Genomic DNA, 24,182 nt, shown 5'->3' with positions numbered 1-24,182 from the left:
GACATGGCTCAGCGGACGATCAACTGCGACCTCCACCTCGCGCCGGACGACTTCATCATGCGCGACCACCGGGTGCACGGGGTGTCCGTACTGCCGGGTGCGGCATTCCTCGACATCGTCCACCGGATCATCGAGGCCCAGGGCTTCGACGGCGCCGGCTGCGAACTGCGCGACATCGTCTTCGCCGAGGCTGTGGCGACGGACCCGGGGACCGGCCGGGACATCCGGGTGACCCTGACCGAGCGGACCGACGGCGACTGGGACGTCACCGCCCGCAGCCGGGCGGCCGTGCCGGACGACCCGCCGCCCTGGCGGGACAATTTCTCCGGCCGCCTCACCTGGACCACTGCGGGACCGGCTCCCGCAGTGGACCTCGACGCCCTGCGGGCGGGGGCCGTGAAGCAGCGTGATCTTGCCGAACTGTACGCCCAGGCACGCGCCGAGCAGATCCAGCACGGTCCGGCGATGACCTGCTCGGGCGCCATGTGGGAAGGGCCCGGCTATCTGCTGGCGGAGCTCAACCTGTCGCCGCGCTCGCAGGAGCTGGAGGACGGTTTCCACCTCCATCCGGCCAAGCTGGACGCCGCCACACTCGTCGCGTTCGGGATGACCGGTTCCACGGGCGATCCGTTCATCCCGATGTTCATCGAGCGGTTCCGGGCGAACCGTCGGCTGCGCGGCCGGTGTTACGCGTATCTGCCCGCCCCCGAAACGGCTGCCGCATCCGGCCAGCTGGTCAGCAGCGACTGTCTGATCTTTGACGAACAGGGTTACCCGGCGGCCGAGTTCACCGGGCTCACCTGCAAGCGGATCAGGTTTCCGGAACAGGTGACGGCGCTCGTCGCCGCTCCTGCTCCCGCTTCCGTGCCCGCGGCTGCAGAGCATCCGGCCGACGCCCCCGCCACGGAGCCGACCGACCCGGCCGGGGAGGAGCCGCCGGCGGCCCCTGCCGGGGACGGCCATGTCGTGCTGCTGCGGGGTCTGGTGGCCGGTGCGCTCGGCGTGACGGCCGACGAGGTCGACACACGCACCGGCTTCTACACCCTGGGCCTCGACTCGGTCGCGCTGCTGAAGCTCGGCCAGGATCTGGAACAGCTCATCGGGGAACGGCTCTACCCCACCCTGCTGTTCGAGTACGGGACGGTGGACGAACTCGCCCGGCACCTGGCGCAGACCCACCCGCAGCTCCCGGCCGCCACAGGACCCACGGGCCCGGGACCCGCCCCTGCCGCCGCGTCGCCCGCAACACCCACCGCCACAGTGACCGCCGAACCGGCCGGGACCGCGGCGACCGCTCCCAGCACGCCGCGGCCCGCCGTCGTGGCCTGTCGCCCTGTCTGGCACCCGATGGATCCCGTCCCGGGGCCGGACCAGGAACCGGCCGGGGACGTACTGCTGCTGGGGGCGGCCCCCGAACTCGCCGCCGGACTGCGGGCCCGGATGCCCGCCGGGCGGCGGCTGATCGTCGTCGGGACAGGCCCCGGCTTCGCGACGGACGGCCCGGACTCCTACCGCCTCGACCCGCGCAGCCGCGACCAGTGGACCACCCTCCTGGACCGGCTGGTCGACGAAGGCACGGACACCGCGGCGTTCATCCAGATGCTGCCGGACGACCCGGCACGCGGGGACCGCGACGCGTTCGACACCGTGCGCGCGCTCGCCGCCGCCCTCGCCTCGCGGCCGCTGTCCGCCCCGGTCGGAGTGCACCAGATCTACCGTTCGGGACACAGCACCCCGTCGCCGCAGTACGCGGCCCTGGCCGCCCTGTGCCGCACACTCACCGCCGAGGTCCCCCGAGTACGCTGCCGCGCCGTCGAACTGGACCTGCCCGCAGGGGCGGAGGACCTGCTCACGGTCGCGGCGGGTGGCATCTCAGGACCGCACGAGCCGCACCTGCGTTACGCGGCGGGCAGCCCGTACGTGCTGCGTCACACCCGCGTCGCGCTCCCCGCGCACGCGGATCCGCCGGGCCCCTCGTCATCCGTCTATCTGATCACCGGCGCGGGCGGGGGGATTGCCACGCTCCTGGCCGAGCGGCTGGCCCGCGAACCCGGCGTCGGGCTGCTCCTCCTCGGCCACCGCCCCGCGGACCCCGGTCTGCGCCACCGGATCGACGGCTGGGAGCGACTGGGCGCCCGCGTCCACCACGTCCGGGCCGATCTGGCACGGGAGGACGAGGTGCGTGCCGCGGTCGCCGAGGGCGTCGCCCGGTTCGGCCGTATCGACCGGGTCCTGCACTGTGCCGGGGCTGCCGACGACGGGGTGTTCTTCCGTGAGGAAGCGGGACGCACCGACCGGGTGCTCGCCCCCAAGACCGCCGGGCTGCTGGCCCTGGACGCGGCCACCGAGGACCTCGAACTGGACTGGTTCGTCACGTTCTCCTCCCTCGCATCCGTGGTGCCGAGCCCGGGGCAGAGCACCTATGCGTACGCCAACTCCTTCATGGACCACTTCGCGAACCGACGCACCGGCCGGACCCTGTCCGTGGCCTGGCCGCACTGGGCCGACGGCGGGATGAGCGTGCCCCCGGAGGCCGTCGAGAGCGCCCGCGCGGAGTTCGGTCTGTCCCCGATGCCGGCGGTCGACGGACTGCGGACACTGTGGTCCGCACTCGCCAGTGGCGAACGCAGGATCGTGGTCGGCCACGGCGAAGCGGAACGCATCGACACGGCGCTGCACCTCGTGGAGCCCCCGGAGCCCGGCGACCGCACACGGCCGGAGGCCCGTCCGACCACCCGTGACCGGGTGGGGCCCATGGACACCGGCCGGCCCGCCGAGGACGCGGACGCGGCGACGGACGAGATCGCCGTCATCGGCGTCGCCGGGCGCTATCCGCAGGCCGACAGCCTCGACGCGTTCTGGGACAACCTCCGCTCCGGACGTGACTCCGTCACCGAGATCCCCGTCGACCGCTGGGACAAGGAGGCCCTCTACGACCCTGAGAAGGGACGCCCCGGGCGCACCTACGGACGCTGGGGCGGCTTCCTCAGCAGCGTCGACCGTTTCGATCCGGCGTTCTTCGGCATCTCACGCAAGGAAGCCGAATGGATGGATCCGCAGGAACGGCTGTTCCTCACCACTGCCTGGCACACCCTGGAGGACGCCGGATACCCGCCCGACGCCCTGCGCGAAGAGACCGTCGGTGTCTTCCTCGGCATCATGTGGAACCACTACCAACTGGTTACCGACGGCGCCGGCGGTGTCGCACCGACCGCGCTGCACTCCTCCGCCGCCAATCGGGTCTCCTTCGCCCTCGACCTGAGCGGGCCGAGCATCGCGCTCGACACCGCGTGCTCGTCCTCGCTGACCGCCCTGCACCTCGCGGTCGAGAGCATCCGGCGCGGCGAGTCGACCTTGGCCCTCGCCGGCGGCGTCAACGTCATGGTCCATCCGCAGAAGTACCTCCAACTCGCCCAGGGACGCTGGCTCTCCGAGGACGGCCGCTGCCGCAGCTTCGGTGAGGGCGGCACCGGGTACGTCCCGGGCGAAGGCGTCGGCGCGGTGCTGCTGAAACCACTGTCCCGCGCCCGTGCCGACGGCGACCACATCCACGCCGTCATCAAGGGAACCGGTGTCAACCACAGCGGCCGCACGAGCGGCTTCACCGTGCCCAGCCCGGCGGGCCAGGCGGAGCTGATCCGTCACTCCCTCGCGTCCAGCGGCATCGACCCGGCGACGGTCGGCTATGTGGAGGCACACGGCACCGGGACCTCGCTCGGGGACCCGATCGAGATCGAGGGGCTGGGCCGGGGATTCGGCGACCGGGCGCCCGCGCGCTGCCCGATCGGCTCGGTGAAGTCGAACATCGGGCATTTGGAGAGCGCGGCGGGAATCGCCGCCCTCACCAAGGTCCTCCTCCAGCTCAAACACCGCACACTGGTGCCTTCGCTGCATGCCGGAACGCTCAACCCGCAGATCGACTTCGACCGTTCACCCTTCCGCGTCCAGCGCACCACCACCGACTGGGCGGTGCCCGACGGCACCCCCCGCCGGGCCGTGATCAGCGCCTTCGGCGCCGGTGGAGCCAACGCCCATGCCGTCGTCGAGGAATATCTGCCCACCCCCCGCGCCGCCGTCCCGGCCGGCCCGCAGCGGGTGACACTGTCGGCCCGCACCGAGGACGCGCTGCTCGACCAGGTGCGGGCGCTCGACAGCCATCTCGCCTCCCTCGACCTCCCCGGCACCGATCAAGTCCGCTATCTCGCCGATCTCGCCCACACCCTTCGCGTCGGCAGGGCATCGATGGTGTGCCGCGCGTCGGTCGTGGTGGACAGCCTCGCGGAACTTCGCCGCGCCCTGGCCAGGATCCTGGACGGGGAGGACCGGGAGGCGCGTGAGACCGCAGACGCCCCGGCGACGCCGGGGGACCGCGGCGACGTACGGAGGATCCCGCTGCCCGGCTATCCGTTCCAGGAGGAACGCTGTTGGCTCGGCGCCTGGGAACGCGCGCACGGCCCGTCCCGGCAGGATGCCGCGGCGGCCATCGCACCGCCCGTGGCGGCCGCGCCCCGCACGGCTCCCGACCGGCCGGCCGGGAACGGCGGTGTGGAACTGCGGGTGCTCGACCACGGCGTCGGCCTGGTCGTGCTCGGCGCGCCGATGTTCACCGACCGGTTGCTGCGTGAATTGGCCGACGCCTTCGCGGAGATCGACACCCGCGACGACATCCGCGCTGTCGTGATCACCGGCAGCAACACCATCTTCAGCATGGGCGCCACCCCCGAGGCCCTGGAGGAACTGGCCCGGGGCGAGGGCAGCTTCACCGACGAGCCCGTGGTCTACGGGGCTCTCACGGGCTGTCGCAAGCCGGTCGTCGCCGCACTCCAAGGACACGCGTCGGGTGGCGGCTTCACCTTCGGCATGTACGGCGACGTCGTCCTGCTGAGCGCGGACAGTTCCTACAGCGCCAACTTCCTGAAGTACGGCTTCACGCCCGGCATGGGCGCCACCTACATCCTGGAACACCGGCTCGGCCGGACGCTCGCCCACGAAATGCTGCTGACCGGGCGCTCCTACCCCGGCGCCGAACTGAGCAGACGCGGTGCGGGAGTCACCGTGCTGCCCTCCGCGCAGGTGCTGCCCGCCGCGCTCGACCTCGCCCGCTCCATCGCCGGGCATCCGGCGGTCGCATCCGGTGCGCTCAAGGCGGAGTTCGCCGGTCGCGTACGGGCCGAGCTGCCCGGGATCATCGACCGTGAGGTACGCATGCACCGGGACGTACTCGGCGAGGAGTCCCTGGACCGTATCCACGCCCGGCACCACACCCGTGAGGAATCCGGCGCAGCACCCGCGGCCCCCGAACCGCGCCGCGCCGACCCGCCGGCCGCCGGCCCCCTTCCGCAGGCCCCGGAACCGGTCGACTCCGCCGAGGTGGAACAGGCGGTGCGCGAGGCGCTCGGCGCGCTGCTGTACCTCGAGCCCAAGGAGCTCGACACCGCCCTGACGTTCAACGAGATGGGTCTGGACTCGGTCGGCGCGGTGGAGGTGGTCAGAGACCTCAACCAGCGCTACGGGCTCGACCTGGATTCCGTCGCCGTCTACGACCACCCCACCGTGCCCGACCTCACCGGTCTGGTGGCCACGGCGCTCGACGAGCAGCGTTCCCTGCATGCCGCGGCGACCGCTCCCACGGCGCCTCAACACCCCGCAACGGCCCCGTCGGCGGCATCGGCCGCCGCCCCGTTGCCGCCGCGCGAACTCCCGGACCCGCGGCCGGACACCCGGTCCCCGGCGCCGCGCCGGGTGCCGCCGGAGGCGGACCTGCCCGCGCCGGCTCCGGCAGCGGGCCCGTCCGGCCCGCTCGTCACCCTGGCGCCGCTCGGGCGCGGCATCCGGGAACCCGAAGGCGACCCGCCCGCGCCCGCCGTAGCCTCGGCCGGCCCCGAAGTTTCCGCGCACCCCGAACCCGCCCCGGCCTCTGACGGCCGTATCCCGCACGGCCCCGCTTCCGACGGCCGCACGGTCACCGACCGCACTTCCGATGGCCGCACCGTCGCCGGCGGCACCCCCGGCGGGCACACCCCCGCCGACCGCCCGGAGCCGACCGGATCCCCGGAGGCCACGGAGCCGACCGGGTCCTCCGACATCGCCGTCATCGGCATGTCCGGGCGCTTCCCCGGCGCCGACGACCTCGACGCCTTCTGGCACAACCTCGCCGGCGGGCGCAGTGACATCGGTGAGATTCCCGTCGAACGATTCGACTGCGAACCGGACTTCGACGCCCGCCGGGGCGCCGAGGGCAAGACCTACAGCCGGTGGGCCGCCATGCTCGCCCGGGTCGACGAGTTCGACCCGGCGTTCTTCCACCTGTCACCGCTCGAAGCTCGCGCCATGGACCCCCAGCAGCGGCTCTTCCTCCAGGAGTCCTACCGCGCCCTCGAAGACGCCGGGTATGCGGGCGACGGCGACGAACGGGCCTTCGGTGTGTTCGCCGGGTGTGCGACGAACGACTACACCCAACTGCTCACCGACAGCGGGTCCAGGGACTCGGGACAGGCGTTCCTGGGCAATGCCCCGTCCATCCTCGCCGCCAGGATCGCGTACTTCCTGAACCTCACCGGCCCCACCCTGGCCGTCGACACCGCCTGCTCGTCCTCCCTGGTGGCGGTCCACCTCGCCTGCGAGAGCATCCGGCGCGGCGAGTGCACGGCGGCACTGGCCGGCGGGGTCGCCGTCATGGTCACCCCCGAACTGCTGATCCGCACCAGCCAGACCGGCATGCTCTCGCCGACCGGTCGCTCCGCGCCGTTCGATGCCGACGCCGACGGCATCGTCCTCGGCGAAGGGGTCGGGGTGGTCGTACTGAAACGCCTCGACGCGGCGCTCGCCGACGGCGACCAGGTGCATGCCGTGATCCGCGCCGGCGGCATCAACGGGGACGGCAAGACCAACGGCATCACCGCCCCCAGCGCCGCTTCGCAGGCAGCACTGATCCGCTCGGTGCTGCGTCGGGCCGGACTCGGCGCGGAGGACATCGGTTACGTCGAGGCGCACGGCACGGGTACACCGCTCGGCGACCCGATCGAGGTCAAAGCCCTGACGGAGGCGTTCCGGGCGGACACCGACCGGACCGGATTCTGCGGTCTGGGCTCGGTGAAGGCGAACATCGGACACACCACGACGGCGGCCGGCATCGCCTCGCTGCTGAAGGTGCTGCTGTCCCTGCGGCACCGCCGGCTCGCCCCCATGCCCGGCTTCGGCCGCCCCAACGACAAGATCGACTTCGCGGACAGTCCGTTCTTCCCGGTCACCGAGCCGACCGACTGGCAGCCTTCCGCCCGCGGCGAACGGATCGCCGCGGTCAGCAGTTTCGGCTTCAGCGGCACCAACAGCCACCTCCTGGTCGCCGAAGCCCCGGCCCGGCCGCGCGCACCGCGGCCGCACACCGCGGAACGCGTCGTCATCCCCGTCTCGGCCCGCACCGACGCCGCTCTGGACGCGAGCCTGTCGCGCCTGGCCACGCACCTCGACACCGCCCCCGACGTCGCGCTGCCCGACCTCGCCCGCACCCTGTCCACCGGCCGCAGACATCTGCGGGCGCGGGCGGTGTTCACCGTCGACAGCGTGGACCGGCTGCGCCACGCGCTGCGCCTCGCGGCCTCGGGCGCAGCCGGTCCCGACCATCTGCGCGGCATGGCTCCGGCCGACCCCGCAGAGCCGTCCGGCACGCTGTCCGGCGACGCCCCGCCCGACCGGATCGCCGCCTCGTACCTGCGGGGCGAACGGATCGACTGGGAGGCACTGCACGCCCGGCCCGGAACCCGCAGGATCGCCCTGCCGACCTACCCGTTCGCCCGTGAACGCCACTGGCCGGACCGTGCGCACACTGACCCGCGGGACACCCGCACGCCCTCCTGGCGCATCGGCCCCGACGACCCCCTGGTCGACGGCCACCGGGTGTCCGGACACCCTGTCCTGCCGGGGGCGGCGGCCATCGCCATGGCCGTCGCGGCAGCGGACCCCGGACGGCTGCGGCTGAGCTCCGTACGGTGGCTGCGGCCCTGCCGGATTTCCGCTTCCCGCGCACTCCACGTCTCCCTCGCCCCGGCCGGTCCGCCGGCGCGCCGGTTCACCCTCCACGACGGATCGGGTACGGAGTACGCCACCTGCCTGGCCGAGCCCCTGCCCGCCGGCACCCCTGCGGAACACCTCGACATCGACGCGGCGGCGCGCCGCTGCGACCGCTCGGTGGACGCCGCCCGGCTGTACGCGGACTTCGCCGCAGCCGGCGTCGGCTACGGCCCGCGTTACCGTCTGCTCGACGGCGTCCGTTTCGGCACGGACGAGGCCGTCGCCACCCTCGACCCGACACCCGCCGGCCCGGCGGGCCCCTATTCGCTGCACCCCGCCGTGCTGGACGCCGCCCTGCAGACGGCCGCCGTGCTGCTGCCGGGAGACCGGCCCGCGGTGCCCTTCTCCGCGCAGGAGGTGTGGGTCAACGGCCCCCTTCCCGCCGGGCCGCTGACGGTGCACGCCCTGCGGGAGCGGCACGGATTCACCGTACGGCTGGCGGATGCCCGGGGGACCGTACACCTGAAGGTGACGGGCTTCTCCCTCCGGCCCATCGCAGCGCCGGCCGCCGACCCGCTGGACGGCATGATCCACATCCCGCGATGGCAGCCCGAACCGCTCCCGGACAGCGTGACGCCGACCGGTGCCGACCGCACCGCTGTGCTCCACCTGGGCGGACCGGACGAACTCTCCCGCGCGCTGGTGGCGCGCTGCCCCGGCCGGGACACCGTGCTGCTGAGGGCCGACGCGGACGGCGTCCCCTCCCTCCCCGGGCCGGAGGAGTGCGACGACCTGTATCTGGTGGCCTGTCAGGAACCCGACGAGAGCACGGCTCCGACCGTACTGAACGCCCTCACCGCCCTCACCGCCTCCCGGCAGGCACACCGCCCCCTCCGGCTCACCCTGGTGGTGGCGGGGGAGGACGACACCGACCCGGCGGCCCGGCTCCCGCACGCCGCCGAGGCCCAGGGCCTCTGCCGGGCGGTGGCCGCCGAGTACCCGCACTGGTCGGTGCGGTGCCTGGACATCGGCACCTGCGCGGACGACCCGGCCGAACTGGCCCGGCGGATCCTCGCCGAACCGGGCGAGGACCGGCTCGTCGCCCTGCGCGGCACCGAGCGCTATGTGCAGCGACTCGTCCCGGCCGACCTGACGGCCGAGACCACCGACCCCTACCGGGACGGCGGCGTGTACGTGGTCGCGGGAGGCACCGGTGGCATCGGACGCCAACTGTGCCGCCATCTCGCGGCGACCCGCCGGGCCCGCCTGGCGGTGGTCGGCAGACGCCCGGCCGACGACCCGGCGGTCCGCTCACTCCTGGACGAGGTGACCGCACTCGGCGGCCGGGCGCGCTACTTCAGTGCCGACCTGGCCGACGCGGCGGCACTGCGGTCCGCCGTGGCGGCGGTGCGCGCGGCATGGGGCCCGGTCCACGGCGCCTTCCACAGCGCACTGGTGCTCCGCGACCGCACGGTGGCCAACCTGGACCGGCCCACCCTCGACGAGGTCCGTCGCCCCAAGACCGACGGTGCCCGCAATCTGTACGAGGCGCTGAGCGACCAGCCCCTCGACTTCCTCGTCTACTTCTCCTCCGCGGTCTCCTTCACCGACAGCGCCGGCCAGGCCAACTACGCGGCGGCCAGCATGTTCGAGGACGCCTACGCCACCCGGCTGCGTCGCCTCGGGCACCCCGTCTCCGTCATCAACTGGGGGTACTGGGGCGGCGTCGGAGTGGTCGCCGACGAACGCTACGCCCGCCGCCTCGCCACGCTCGGCATCGGATCCATCGAGCCCTCCGAGGGGCTCGCCGCAGTGTCCCGGATTCTGTCGTCCGGACTGCCCCAGGCCCTGGTCCTGCGGGCGGAACCACAGGGGCTCGCCCAGTTCGGCATCGGCACCCCCGCGCCCACCGCCCGCCCCGCCACGGCCACACGCCCCCCGGCCGCATCCGGCAGTGGCACCGACCCACGACTGGACAGCGCACGGGCCGCCTTCACCGCTCTGGACGCCCTGGCCCGCGATCTGGTCCGCCATGCCATGGCGGGCTTCGGCGGCCTGGACCGGGCGGGCCGGCGGATACCCCTGGCCGACCTGATGGCCCTCACCACCGGCACACCGCACCACCGACGGCTGCTGCGCGCCGTCCTGGAGATGCTGGCCCGCTCAGGCGCCCTGCTCATCGACAACGACGATGTCGTGCCGCTGCGCACCGAGGAACCAGTCGTCCCCGACGTGACCGGTCTGCTGACCGCACACCCGGAGATGGCCCCGCACGTCAAGCTGCTGCGGACCTGCGCCGACGCCCTCACCGACGTACTCACCGGCAGCCGCGCGCACCTCGAGGTGCTCTTCCCGCACGGCAGCCTCTCCCTCGTCGAGGACGTCTATCGGGGCCAGCCGATCGCGGACCATGTCAACGGGCTGCTCGCCGCCCGGGTCGCCGACGCCGTGCTGACCGGAGCGGCCCGCCCCGTGAGGGTCCTGGAGATCGGTGCGGGTACCGGCGGCAGCAGCGCGGCGGTGCTGGCCGCGTGCGCGGCGACCGGGCAGGACTACGCGTACTGCTACACCGACATCTCCCCGGCCTTCCTGCGCCACGGTGAAGCGGAATTCGGCACCCGGGACGACCATGTCTCCTTCCGGCCGCTCGACATCGGCCGGGACCCGGCGGAACAGGGATTCGAACCGGGTGGCCAGGACGTCGTCCTCGCCACCAACGTCCTGCACGCCACCGCCGACATCGCCACCACCCTGCGGCACGCCGCGTCCCTGCTGCGCCCCGGCGGACTGCTGCTGATCAACGAGGTGACCCGCGCCTCCGACTACCTGACCGTCACCTTCGGTCTCACCCCGGACTGGTGGGCGGCCGAGGACGAGCAGCGCCGACTGCCCGGCGCACCGCTGCTCAGCCCCGGCCAGTGGCGCGACGCCCTGACGGAGGCCGGTCTGCGCCAGGTGCGGGCCGAAGGCGCCCCCGGCATCCCGGCCCCTGACCTGGAGCAGTGCCTGATCATCGCCGAACGGCCGCCCACGACCCCCGCTCCCGTGACGCCCGACAGCCAGGCGCCCGCGGCCCCGGCACCCGAGTTCCTGGCGCCCGAAACCCTGGCCCCCGGCCCCGCGGACCGAGCGGTCACCACCGCGACCACGCCCGACTACGTACGAAAGGTCTTCGCCGAGGTGCTCGGCTCCCGGCCGGAGGACCTCGATGACCGGGCCACGTTCGAGACCTTCGGGATCGACTCCCTGGTCACCCTGCGCATCGTCGACCGCTTCGCGCAGGACCTCGGCGAACTGCCCGCGACCCTGCTGTTCGAGAACCTCACCATCGAGCAGCTCGCGACCCACCTGGAACGCGAACACGCGGACCGTCTCGGAGTGGTCCTCCGGGCCTCGGCACCGCAGCGGCCCGCACCGGCGCCACTGCCCACGTCCACGCCCACACCCACACCCACGCCCGAGGGCACCGCCGCCCGCGACGGCGACATCGCCGTGATCGGCGTCTGCGGACGCTACCCCGGCGCCCCCGACCTGCGGAGTTTCTGGCAGAACCTGGCCTCGGGAACCACCAGCGTCACAGACGTGCCGGCGGACCGCTGGGACTGGCGCACCCACTTCGACGCGCGGCGCGGCACCCCTCAGCACACCTACGGCCGCTGGGGCGGCTTCCTGGAGGACGTCGACCGCTTCGACCCCGCCTTCTTCGCCATCCTCGCCCGCGACGCCGCGGCGATCGACCCGCAGGAGCGGCTCTTCCTGGAGACTGTCTGGAATCTGCTGGAAGAGACCGGCCACCTGGGCACCCACACCCGGGTACCCCGCACCGGGGTGTTCGCCGGCCTGATGTACGGCACCTACGGGCAGCTCGGCGCCACCCTCTGGAACGAGGGCCGGCTCAGCGGCGCCCACTCCTCCTACTGGTCGGTGGCCAACCGGGTCTCGTACTTCTTCGACTTCACCGGACCCAGCATGGCGGTCGACTCCGCCTGCTCCTCCTCCCTCACCGCCGTCCACCTGGCATGCGAAAGCCTGCGGCGCGGCGAATGCGAGACCGCGATCGCCGGTGGGGTCAACCTGATCCTGCACCCGTCCCACCATGTGTCGCTGTCGGGACTGAACATGCTGTCCGCCGACGGCGCCACGAAGGTCTTCGACGAACGGGCGGACGGATTCGTACCGGGCGAGGGCGTCGGCGCCGTCCTGCTCAAGCCCCTGCACCGAGCCATGGCGGACGGTGACGACATCTGGGCGGTGATCAAGGGAGGGTCCGTCAACGCGGGTGGAAAGACCGGCGGTTACACCGTCCCGAACCCGAACGCCCAGGCGGTGCTGATCACCGACGCGCTGCGCCGGGCCGACGTCGAACCGGGCACCGTCTCGTACATCGAGGCGCACGGCACCGGCACCGAGCTCGGGGACCCGATCGAATTCGCCGCCCTCGCCCGCGCCTTCGCGGAGTCGGGGGCCGTGCCCGGACGCTGCGGCGTCAGTTCGGTCAAGGCCAACATCGGCCATCTGGAGGGGGCCGCGGGCATCGCGGGCCTGACAAAGACGCTGCTGCAACTGCGGCACCGCAAGCTCGCACCGTGCGCGTCCCTGGACATCGTCAATCCGAAGATCAGCTTGGCGGGCACTCCGTTCTTCCTGCCCCGCACGCTGACCGACTGGGAACCGACGGCACCGGGGACCCCTCTCCGCGCCGGGATCAGCTCGTTCGGCGCGGGGGGCGCCAATGTGCACCTGGTGCTCGAGGAACCTCCGGCACCCGCTTCCCTTCCGGCCCCGACCGTCCCCGTCGGCGAACAGCTCTTCCTGCTGTCGGCCCGTACGCCGGGGCAGCTGGCCACCCACGCGGCCCGGATCGCGGACTTCCTGACCGGGCCAGGCACGGACGTGCGACTCGACGCCCTGTGCTGGACCAGCCAGACCGGACGCCGGGACATGGCCGAACGCGTCGCCGTACTGGCGGCGGACGTGCCGGAACTCGCCGCACGGCTGGCCGCGTTCGCCCACGGTCAGGACGCTCCGGGTCTGGTCCGCGCGTCCGCGGGCCCGTCGGCCGCGCCCCCGGCCGGCACCCGCGATCTCACCGTGCTGGCCGGACACTGGGCGTCCGGCGGCCGACCGGACTGGCGCGAACTGTGGCCCGAGCCGCCGGGCCGGATCCCGTACCCGACCTACCCGTTCGAACGCACCCGGCACTGGACGGACACCCGGACGACCTCCCCGACCCTCACTCCCGCTCCGGCCCCCACGCCGTCCGACGCGGCCACGACCGAACAGGTCGAGATGCCCTCCGCCGGAACCCCGCCGGGTGCGACGCAGTACCTGGTGCCCGAGTGGCGCCCGGAGCACCTGACCGGCACCCCCCGCGCGCCCGGCCGGGTACTGGTGCTCGGCGCCGGCTCCGGAGCGTCGGAGACCGTGGCAGCGGTGGAGGCCGCGATCCGCGACGCCGGTGGCACGTGCCCGATCACCGGCCCGGGGGAGAGCACCGAGGAACGGAGTGCCTGGGCACGGGCCCTCGCCGCCGAGGAGCAGCTGCCGGACGGCCTGGTGTATGTCGCCGGCCCCGGAACTCTGCCCGAGCAACTCGACGCCGGACTGCACACCGTCCTGTCCCTGACCGCTGCGGTACTGGCCGCCGGTTCGGGCCGGCGGCTGCGGGTCGTGTTCGGCCACACGCAGCCCACTCCCGCGTACGCGGCGGTGTCCGGCGCACTCGCCGCACTGGCGCTGGAACACGGCGGGCTGCGGGCGACCCGGCTGTACGCGGGCGACGAGCCCGCCACGGCGGCCGACCGGATCGTCGCGGAACTCCTCCGTGAACCCGCCGCGTCCGCCGACACGGTCACCTACGAGCACGGCGAGCGGTGTCGGCTGCACATGGCGGAGCGGGTCCCCGCCGACGGCCCGGGACTGCACCCGGCCGGAACGTATTTGATCACCGGCGGCGCGGGCGAACTCGGTCTGCGCTTCGCCGCATACGTGGCACAGTGGCCGGTCACCGTCGTCCTGGCCGGCCGAAGCGCGCTCGACCCCGAACGGACCGCCCGGCTCGCCGCACTCGCGGGTCCGGGAGCGCGGATCCACTACCACCGCGCGGACGTGACATCCCGCCATGAGGTCGACGAGCTGATCGGCACGGTCACGAGGCTGTACGGTCCCCTGCGCGGCGTCCTGCACGCCGCCGGGATCACCAGGGACCGCAGGGCCGCAGAGAAGTCACGTGCGGAGATCGCGGAGGTTGTCGCGCCCAAGGTGTACGGAGCCGTGCATCTCGACGAGGCCACCCGGGACGAACCCCTCGACCATTTCGTCCTGTTCTCCTCGGTGGCCGGTGTGTCCGGCAATCTGGGGCAGGCGGACTACGCGTTCGCCAACGCCTATCTCGACGCCTTCGCGGAGGAACGCGAGGGGCGCCGCAGGGCAGGTGAGCGGCCGGGCCGGACCCTGGCGATCGGCTGGCCGCTCTGGGACGGCGGCGGCATGAGCGTGGACGCCGCGACCCGACGCCTCTTCGAGCGTCTGTGGGGGATGGTCCCGATGCCTCCGGAGGCCGGACTGCGCGCGTTCACCCGCGCGCTGACACTGCCCGACAGCCGGGTCATGGTCGTCGAGCGTGCGGCACCGGCGGCGGAATCCGCTCCGCAGCGGAACACCGCCACGGTGACCGAAGCGCTGCCGGATGTGGAACGGACGGTACGGACTCTGGCCGCCGCGTTCCTGCTGGTGGACGAGCGCGAGGTGGACACCGATGCCGACCTGATGGAGCTCGGCTTCGACTCCCTGTCCCTGACGGAGCTGGTCATCCAGGTCAACGAGGCGTACGGGCTCGATCTGCTGCCGACCGTGCTGTTCGAGAATCCCACGCTGGGGTTGTTCGCCCGGTACCTGGTGGAGGAACACGGGGCCGGCCCGGACACCACTCCCCTCACCGGCTCCGACACCGCACGGGAAGACACCCGCCCCGAGATCGCAAGCGCGGGCATCGCAGGCGCAGGCCTCGCCGATACGGAGGCCACAGAGACGGAGGCCACAGAGACGGACGCCGCAGACACGGGCATCACGGACAGGGGCATCGCCGTGACGGACCTCACCGACACGGACGTCACCGACACGGACATCGCCGTCATCGGCATGGCGGGCCGGATGCCCGGAGCCGACGATCCCGACGCCTTCTTCCGGCGTCTGATCGCCGGTGACGATCTCACGGGCCCCGTCCCCGAGGACCGCGCCGATCTGCGGGGCGACCCCGAAATCGCCGCTCAGCGCGGAGGGTTCCTCGCAGGCATCGATCGGTTCGACGCCGCCCGATTCCGAATCTCGCCGCGCGAGGCGGCGCTGATGGACCCGCAGCAGAGACTGTTCCTGGAGACCGTCTGGAGCGTATTCGAGGACGCCGGCTACCGCCCCGACCGGCTGGCCGGTACCGACACCGGACTCTTCGTGGGGGTCGCCACCTCGGACTACGACGATCTGATGACCAGTCATGCCATTCCCGTTCAGGCGCATATGGCGACCGGCATCGCGCACTCCGTGCTCGCCAACCGGGTGTCCCACCGGTTCGATCTGCATGGCCCCAGCGAGGCCGTGGACACGGCCTGTTCCAGTTCCCTGGTGGCGCTGCACCGCGCCGTCCGCGCTCTCGCGGACGGCGAATGCACCATGGCCGTCGCCGGCGGGGTCAACGCCGTGCTCAGCCCCTCGCTGTTCAAGGCATTCGTCCGGGCGGAGATGCTGAGCCCCGACGGTCGCTGCAAGACCTTCGACGCCGCCGCCGACGGATATGTGCGGGGCGAGGGCGTGGGCGCCGTGCTGCTGAAGCCGCTGCGGCAGGCGGTGGAGGACGGCGACCACATCCATGCCGTGATCAAGGGAAGCGCCGTCAACCACTGCGGTCGTACCGCCTCGCTCACCGCCCCCGACCCGGAGGCACAGGCCCGGGTCCTGGTGAGCGCGTACCGGCGTGCGGGCGTCGACCCGCGCACCGTCACCTATCTGGAGAGTCACGGCACCGGTACCCGGCTGGGCGACCCGATCGAGATCGAGGGGATGAAGAAGGCGTTCACCGAGCTGTACGAGGAACACGCACTGCCCGTTCCCGCCATCCCCCATGTGGCAGTGGGCGCGGTCAAGACCAACATCGGCCATCTGGAGGCCGCTTCGGGCATGGCCGGGCTTCTGAAAGTGCTGCTGTGCCTGCGGCACGGATGGCTGCCGGGCAATCTGCACCTGGGCACCGTCAACCCCTACCTGCGGCTTGACGGCTCGCCGCTGCGGCTGCTGGAGCGGGCCGAGCGCTGGGAAGGCGTGCCGGACGGAGACCGTGCGCTGCGCAGGGCGGGGGTGAGTTCCTTCGGCTTCGGCGGCAGCAACGCGCATGTCGTCGTGCAGGGGTACGACGACGCGCGCCCCGCCGAACAGGACCAGCGCCCCCGGGTGTTCCCGCTGTCCGCACCGGACGGCGAAACGCTGCGTGAGTACGCAGCCCGGCTGGCGGACAGCATCGGGCGTGAACCGTCCGCGTCGCTCTCCCGGGTGGCGTACACCCTTCAGACGGGCCGTACGGTGTTCCGCGTCCGCCACGCAGTGGTCGCCGCCGATCGGGGCGAGCTCCTACGCGCCCTTGCGGAGCTGGCCACCGGCCCGGTGCCCGAACCGTCCGACACCCCGGTGCCGGAAGCCGTACCGGGGCCCGGTGATCCGCACGCCCTGGCGGCAGCCTGGACGGCCGGGGCGCAGATTGACTGGGAGGAGCTGTGGACCGCGGTTCCGGGCCGTGCACCGCTGCCCGGAGTCCCGTTCACCCGGACCGCACACTGGTTCACCGTGCCCGAACCCGACGCTTCGCACACACCGCCCCCGGTGACCGCGGCGGCCGCGAGCACGGAGCCGCGACGGGTAGGGGGCCGAGTGGTCCTCACCCCGGCGCACACACCGCCACACGCCCCGACCGGGACCAAGGATCCGAAACGGGCCCCGAGCAGGACGCGGGTCATGGCCCGGAGCGAGACCCCGGTCGAGGACCGGAGCAAGTCTCCCGTCGAGGACCAGGACAAGACCCCGGTCGAGGCACCGGGCACCTCATCGAGCCCGGCCCCGGTGACCGTCCGGACACCCCGGACGGAATCCGTTCCCCCTGCCGTCGACACCGTCGTGGGCCGCACCCAGCAGCTGGTGGCCTGCGGATACAACCCCGTGCTGCTGCCGGCCGCCCAGGTCCCCTTCGATCTGATCACCGACTCGTGGGCGGAGCGCGACCACCCCTCGGTCACCCGCCGGATGGCCGACATCACCGCCAGGTCGTTCAGCCGGCGCCAGGACATCGAGGAATACGGCGCACCGTGGCTGCCCTTCAAACGGATCGTCGCCACACCGTCCGGGCGGGCAGCCGAAGCCCTGCTCTGCAGGCTGTGGCCCGGCGAGCGCGGCACCGTCCTGCACGACGGGGTCTTCCCGACCTGGCTGTACAGCCTGGCCGGGAACGGATTCCGGCCGGTGGAACTGGCCCGGCCGGACACACCGCGGCAGCCCTTCCGTTCCGATGTGGATCTCACCGCGCTGCGCACGGCGCTCGCCACGTCCCCGACGCCCGTCTCTTTCGTCTGCCTGGAAGCGGGCAACAACGCGGGCGGCGGCCACCCGATCTCCTGGGGCAATCTCACCGAGGTCCGCCGGACCCTCGGCGGCGACATCCCCCTCGTCATCGACGCGACGCGGATCGTGGAGAACGCCTTCCGGGTCCGCTCCGACGAAACGGACGGTCCGGACGGTGATGTGTGGGACGCGGTACGCGACCTGCTGGCCACGGCGGACGTGGTCACCCTCAGCATGCCGAAGGACTTCGGCATCGACTCCGGTGGGCTCCTCGCCACGAACCTGTCCGAACTCACCGACCGGCTGGACGGCGAGCGGGCCGACCACGGACCGCAACTGCACGCATGGGGCCGCCGTGCCCTGGCGGTCGCCGCGAACGATCTCGACTGGGCGGCCGACCGGGTCGCCGAGCGGATGCGGCACACCGCCACGTTGTGGGAACACCTCCACGACGCCGATGCCCCGCTGACCGGACCCGCGGCCGGACACTGCGTCGTCCTCGACGTCAGCCGACTGGCGCCGTACGCGGAACTCCCCGAGCCCGTACCGTCGTTCCTGGCCACGCTCTACCGCGAGACGGGTGTGCGCGGCGGCCCGCATCTGGGCGGCGGCCCCGAGGCCCAGCTGGTGCGGCTCGCCGTTCCGGTCGGCCTCACCGACACCGAGACGGACACCGTCGCGGACCGGGTCGCCACCTTCCTGACCGGTCCCGCCGAGCCGATCGCCCTGGCCGCGGCCGACGGCACCGCCGATCAGGTACGCGCCCCCCAGGCCCGCTACCGCCTCGACACCCGGGATTCCGCGGAAGCCCGCCCCGTCCCCCACGCCCACCCCCGCTCCCGCCCGGCGCCGGCTGCCGGGACCGTGAGCAACCCCAACCTCCAGGTGCTGCGCGAGGCGGCGCCCGACGTGGAGGTACGCATGGTCCCCGTGCCGGGTGGTGAGGCCGAGGTGTTCGTGAGGGGCCGAGGTCCCGCCGTTCTTCTGATGCCACCGTTCAATATCGGCGCGGGCCTGTTCGTGGAGCAGTTCCGTGGGCTGAGCGACCGCCACCAGGTGGTGGCGGTGCACCGTCCCGGAGTGGGCCGCACCCGGGTGAGCGGCGGCCTCGGCCTGGAAGAGGTGTCGGCCCTGCACCGGCACGTCCTGGACGAGCTGGGCATCACCGGCCCGGTTCACGTCGTCGGCGCCTCGTTCGGCGGCCTCCAGGCGCAGAGCTTCGTACTCGCCCATCCCGAACGCGCCGCCGGCCTTACCCTGATCTCCAGCTCCCACCGGTTCGCCAACCGCCCCGGCGGCGTTGCGAAGCTGGCAAGGGTCGCGGCGGAGGACCTGGACGCCGCAATCGCGGGCAGCGGCTCACACCGGCTGGCGGACGCGCGCGACGACCTGCTGGCCACGCTGCTGCGCAGCGAGAGCATGGACCCGCACACCGGCATGCGCTATCTCGACGCCTTCGCCGAACACGCCGGTACGCAGGACAGGCTGGCGGACATCAGTACGCCCACGCTGCTCATTCACGGCCGCTACGACACGGTTGTCCCGGTCGACACCGTTCAGCTCCTGCACCGGCTGATCAGAGACAGCGAACTCGTGGAGATTTCCGACGCCGGGCACTTCCCCGGACTCACCAGCCCCGGCCGGGTCAACGAGATCCTCACCGAATTCTTCGCCACCCACCGAGCCGTACAGCGCATCGGAGAACCGACCGGAGAACCGACCGACGGGAGCAGACCATGACCGACCTGTCCCAGACCGACGACGAGCACATCCTCACCACCATCCGGCGGCGCGCCGCAGAGGTGGTGCCGACCACCGGCGACGGCGCACCGCTGTCCGCCGACAGCAGCCTGGCCGCGGCGGGCTGCAACAGCATCGACAGGGCGGAGATACTCGCCCTGGTCATGGAGGATCTCGGCGTCGTCGTGCCGCTCGACGAGTTCGAACGCTCCCTGACGCTGGGCCAGGTCGCCGCACTGATGCGGAAACACCGGTGAGCCCCGCCTCGTTACGGACCTGGGTGACCGGCCTCGGCGTGCTCTGCGCCGCGGGCCGGGACCCGGCCGGGTTCACCGGTGCCCTGCGCGCCGGCCACTCCGGCATCACCCGCCGCGAAACCGGTGCCTCGGACGAAGCCGGGTGGCCCGACCGGAGCGCCGTGATCGACGGATTCGCACTGGCGGACGCACTGGCCGGCTGCGAGGGACTGTCCGCCACGCTGCTCGACTCCGCTCGGCGCAGCGTGGCACGCTCCCCGTACAACATTCAGGTCGCCACGGTCACGGCGCTGCAGGGCTGGCTCTCCGCGGCCCTCGACGAGTCGCCCGCGCCCCCGGCGCGTACCGGAGTCGTGGTGGCCGGATCCAATCTCAACGGCGGCTACGAATGGCGTCAGCGGCAGCGCTTCGAACGTGACCCGGCGTACCTGCCACCGACCTTCGCCCTGCACTATCAGGACACCGACCACGTCGGGACGCTGAGTCAGCTCCTGGGCATCCGTGGTGAAGGATTCACCGTCGGCGGGGCGTCGGCCAGCGGCAATGTGGCGATCATTCAGGGCGCCCGGCTGATCGAGTGCGGGGCGCTGGACGTCTGTCTCGTCGTCGGGGCCCTGACCGAACTGTCGCCCATGGAGCTGCGCAGCTACTGCAATCTGCGCGCCGCGGCGGCCGGGGACGCGGCCACGACGGGATTCGGGGCACCGTTCGACACCGGGCACCGAGGGTTCGTACCGGGCGAGGGGTGCGCGGTGCTGGTGCTGGAATCGGAGGCATCGGCGCGTCGACGGAGTGCGCCACCGCTCGCCGAGCTGAGCGGATACGCCCAGCGGCTCGACGCCAACAGGCTGGCGGACCCCTCGGCGGACGGTGAGGCGGACGCGATGGAGGCGGCCATCGAACGGGCCGGTCTGTCGCCCGCCGACATCGACTACGTGAACGCGCACGGGACCGGCGCGCCGCTCGGGGACGCGGCCGAACTCCAGGCGCTGCGCAAGGTGTTCGGGTCCAGGGGCCCCTGGGTGAACGCGACGAAGGCGTTGACCGGACACTGCCTGTCGGCGGCCGGTGTGGTGGAGGCCGTGGCCACCGTGATCCAGTTGCGGGACTCCTTCGTCCACCCCACGGTGGGCCTGACGAGTCCGGTGGACGCCTCGCACCGCTTCGTCGGCCCCACGGCGAAGGGCGTGCCGTTGCGGCACGCCCTGTCCAACAGTTTCGGCTTCGGCGGGATCAGTACCAGCGTCGTGCTCGGCGCAGCTCCCGCTTGAGCACCTTGCCGATCGGCCCGTGCGGCAGCTCGTCCACGGCGACGATCCGATCGGGCAGCTCGCCCGCCGGCAGCCGCTGCGCGAGGAAGTCCCGCAGACCGTCGGCGGACCCGTCGGGGTCGCCGGACCGCAGCCGCACGGCGGCCACCAGCAGCGTCCGCCCGTCCGGACCCGGCGCACCGAACACGGCGGCCTCCACCACATCGGGATGCCAGTACAACTCGTTCTCGGCACGCAACGAGGCGAAGGCGCGTCCTTCGCGGGTGACGACGTCGGCGGCCCGGTCGTGAAGGGTCAGTATCCCGTCCGCGTCGAGGGAGCCGACATCGCCCATGTGCGCCCATCCGTCCCGGAACACCCGGGCGGAAGCTTCGGGATCGCGGTAGTAGGAACGGGGCGGCGCGGGGGACGACAGACAGATCTCGCCGACCTGCCCGGGCGGCAGGGGTGAGCCCTCCGCATCCACGATCTTCACCCCGGTCTCCCGCCGGGGCTCACCGACCGTGGCCAGTTCCGGCCTGCGGAAGTACTCCGGGTCCTTGTGCTCGTTCCAGGGGTCCGTGATCAGGGAGGTGAGCGCGGGGGAGACTTCGGTGGATCCGTAGCCGATGATCATCCGGGTGTCGGGCAGCGCCTGCGACAGCTTGTTCACCATGCCGAGCGGCACGCTGGCCGAGCCGAACATCAGCATCGTCAGACAGGTCAGGTCATGGGTGTCCAGCACACCGTCGGCCAGCAGTTGGATGGCGACGGAGGGCGGCAGCACCGCCAGTTCCAGCCTCGGTCCGGCGATGGCGGCGGCGATGCTCTCCGGATCCGAACGGCCCAGCACATGGATGGTCGAGTCCGTGGTCAGGGCCAGAATGAGCGCATTGTGGCCCGCGTTGGTGCCCAGCGGAACGGCGCACAGAATGCTGCCGACGTCCTGGAAGAGATGTCCCCAGGCGAATGTCGGGTACGTCAGGTTCGCGTGGCTGACGGCGACCGGCTTGGCGTCACCCGTCGTGCCCGAGGTGTAGAGGATGTCCGACAGCTCGTCGCTCGTCACCGCGGGCGGCTGAATCTCGGCCAGGCCCGAGAACTCCGCCCGGTCCGAGAACTGCGACGACGTCGAGCGTTCCGGCGGCTCCGACAACTCAGCAGCGGCCGGCGCACCGCGTTCGTACCCTGGCTCGGCCCACCACGTACCGTCCGGTGGCTCACTCCCGGCCCCGTGCAGCACTCCGGAGGCGCCGCAGTACGTCAGCCGGCGCCGGATCTCCGCGGCCCCGAGCCGCTCGGTCAGCGCGATCGCCGTGCCGCCCGCAAGATACACGGCGACATGGCCGACGGCGTACCCGATCCAGTCGCTTTCCGCGTAGTACAGACCGATCCGGTCACCCGGCCGTACTCCGACGGTTTTCAGTCGATGGGCAAGTGCACCTGAGGCGCGTATCCATTCCCCGTATGCCAGGGAGTCGGTTCCGTCGACGACCAGGGCGATATGGTCCGGTTTCTCCTTCGCGCGCTCAAGGATGAGCTGCGGGACCGTCGGCGGCACTGCGGCGATGTCGGTCATGAAGTGAACGTAGGGCGCCTGTTTGTGCGCCTGCTGCTCACTTTTGAGTGGTAGCAGCACTCAACTCGGCATTGACACACTTCAGTTGGACCGACATCCTCACCAACGCGAATCAGAGTGAGATAATCGAGGAGGTACGGACGGTGGTTGTCCCTCAGCCTGAAGGACCCGAGGCAGTATTACCGCGAAATAGAGTGATCGCGACCGTCGGCGTATTGCTTGCGCTGGCACTGACATCAATTGACCTGTCCGTGGTCGGCGCGGCCATGCCCAAGATCACCGAAGACTTGGGTGGGCTCCGGCTCTACTCCTGGGTGGGAGTCGGCTATTCGGTGGCGGCGGCGGTGATCCTGCCCATCGCCGGTAAGCTCGGTGACCTCTTCGGTCGCAAACCCTTCCTGCTCACCGGCCTGGTCGGGTTCCTGGTCACGTCCTTTCTGTGCGGCGCCGCGCAGTCCATGACCCAGCTGGTGATCTACCGGGGTGCGCAGGGCCTGTTCGCGGGCATCCTGATGGCCAACATCTACACCGTGGTTGCCGACATCTACACGCCGGAGCGGCGGGCGCAGACGCAGGGGATCTTCTTCAGCGTGGCCGGGCTGAGCATGGTGATCGGACCGCCCATCGGCGGTGTCATCACCGACAACCTGGACTGGCGCTGGGTGTTCTACATCAATGTTCCGATCCTGCTGCTCTCCGTGCTCGCGATCATGGCCGGCGTGCCGTACGTGAAGTCCCGGTTCAGCTGGCGCGACATCGACTTCCTCGGAGTGGCGCTGCTGATCGCCGGCCTGGTGCCGATCCTGATCGGTCTGAGCCTGGCGGGTGACGGCCATGCGTGGACGTCGGCCGAGGTGCTGATCCTGCTCATCGGCGGAGCCGTGATGCTGGTGGGCTTCTTCCTGGCCGAAAACCGCGCGGAGCACGCGATCGTGCCGCTGTCGCTCTTCCGCGGCAACCAGTTCTCGGTGCTGGCGGTCATGTCGTTCTTCACCGCGTTCGCGATGATGGGAGCGATCTTCTACGTACCGCTGCTGATGCAGGGCGTACTCGGATCCAGCGCCACGTTCGCGGGCAGCCTGCTGAGCCCGATGATGTTCGCCCTGATGATCGTTCCGCCGATCGCGAGCAAGGCGATCACGGCCGTCCCCCGCTACCGGATCCTCGGCGCCCTCGCGATGGCTCTTGTCGCGGGCGGTCTGTTCCTGCTCTCGACCGTCGACACGGGCAGCGGACGCGGATCCACGGTGGTCGCGATGATCCTGCTGGGCATCGGCATCGGCATCTCGTTCCCGATGGCGACAATCGTGGTGCAGAGCGCCGTCGCGAAGGAGATGATCGGAGTCGGCACCAGCCAGATGCAGTTCTGGCGGATGATCGCCGGCCCGGTGTCCCTCGCGCTGATGGGCTCCATCCTCTCCCTGCAGCTGGGCAGGGACGCCACCGCCGCCGACTCGGTGCCGCCCGCACAGCTCGCCGACGCGTTGCACACGGTGTTCCTGACGGCGACGTTCATCGTGCTGATCGGGTTCGTGGCAACACTGTTCCTCAAGGAGGTCCCGGTGCGTGCCATGCCGAGCATGATGCGCCGGAAGAAGAAGCCGCAGCCGGGGGCGGCCGGCGCCGACGCGGCACCGGCGCCACAGGCCACCGAAGGGGCCGCCGGGGCCCCGGGAACCGTGCGGCGAACGGAGGCGGGGGAGGCCTGACACGGCATCGACGCAAGGCGTACGGGCGGGCCGGGTG

5 protein-coding genes are annotated in these 24,182 nt (G+C 72.0%); 4 read left to right on the top strand and 1 reads right to left on the bottom strand.

Annotated features, from left to right (window positions below; genetic code table 11):
• Positions 1-3 precede the first annotated feature (3 nt).
• The 3 genes from OG972_RS03305 to OG972_RS03295 are packed head-to-tail and all read left to right on the top strand — an operon-like array spanning position 4 to position 20,878.
• On the top strand, positions 4-19,350 hold the full coding sequence (locus OG972_RS03305) for an SDR family NAD(P)-dependent oxidoreductase (protein ID WP_266978182.1): 19,347 nt from the start codon (positions 4-6) through the stop codon (positions 19,348-19,350).
• On the top strand, positions 19,347-19,607 hold the full coding sequence (locus OG972_RS03300) for a phosphopantetheine-binding protein (RefSeq protein WP_266978181.1): 261 nt from the start codon (positions 19,347-19,349) through the stop codon (positions 19,605-19,607). Before OG972_RS03305 ends, OG972_RS03300 begins: the two co-directional genes overlap by 4 nt.
• Positions 19,604-20,878 carry a beta-ketoacyl synthase N-terminal-like domain-containing protein gene (locus tag OG972_RS03295; RefSeq protein WP_266978180.1) on the top strand — a complete coding sequence of 425 codons (1,275 nt, stop codon included), beginning with the start codon at positions 19,604-19,606 and terminating at the stop codon, positions 20,876-20,878. The genes OG972_RS03300 and OG972_RS03295 overlap by 4 nt, the downstream gene beginning before the upstream one ends.
• Here OG972_RS03295 and OG972_RS03290 read toward each other — a convergent pair.
• Entirely contained in the window at positions 20,841-22,436 is a 1,596-nt protein-coding gene (locus OG972_RS03290; RefSeq protein WP_266978179.1) for a class I adenylate-forming enzyme family protein, read from the bottom strand. The two genes, OG972_RS03295 and OG972_RS03290, sit on opposite strands and share 38 nt — an antisense overlap.
• 143 nt (positions 22,437-22,579) lie before the next feature.
• Here OG972_RS03290 and OG972_RS03285 point away from each other — a divergent pair, with 143 nt between their 5' ends.
• Complete coding sequence (locus tag OG972_RS03285) at positions 22,580-24,145, top strand: MFS transporter (protein ID WP_266978178.1); 1,566 nt, start codon at positions 22,580-22,582, stop codon at positions 24,143-24,145.
• Positions 24,146-24,182 lie beyond the last annotated feature (37 nt).

This window comes from Streptomyces sp. NBC_01669, assembly GCF_026339735.1.
Taxonomy (GTDB): Bacteria; Actinomycetota; Actinomycetes; order Streptomycetales; family Streptomycetaceae; genus Streptomyces; species Streptomyces yanii.
The sequence above is the reverse complement of the archived record's forward strand: the minus strand, read 5'-3'. Positions and strand labels throughout refer to the sequence as shown.

Excerpts from the sequence above, each read along its gene's own strand:
- OG972_RS03300 (WP_266978181.1), top strand. The coding sequence starts at position 19,347 with ATGACCGACCTGTCCCAGACCGACGACGAGCACATCCTCACCACCATC.
- OG972_RS03290 (WP_266978179.1), bottom strand. The coding sequence starts at position 22,436 with ATGACCGACATCGCCGCAGTGCCGCCGACGGTCCCGCAGCTCATCCTT.
- OG972_RS03305 (WP_266978182.1), top strand. The coding sequence starts at position 4 with ATGGCTCAGCGGACGATCAACTGCGACCTCCACCTCGCGCCGGACGAC.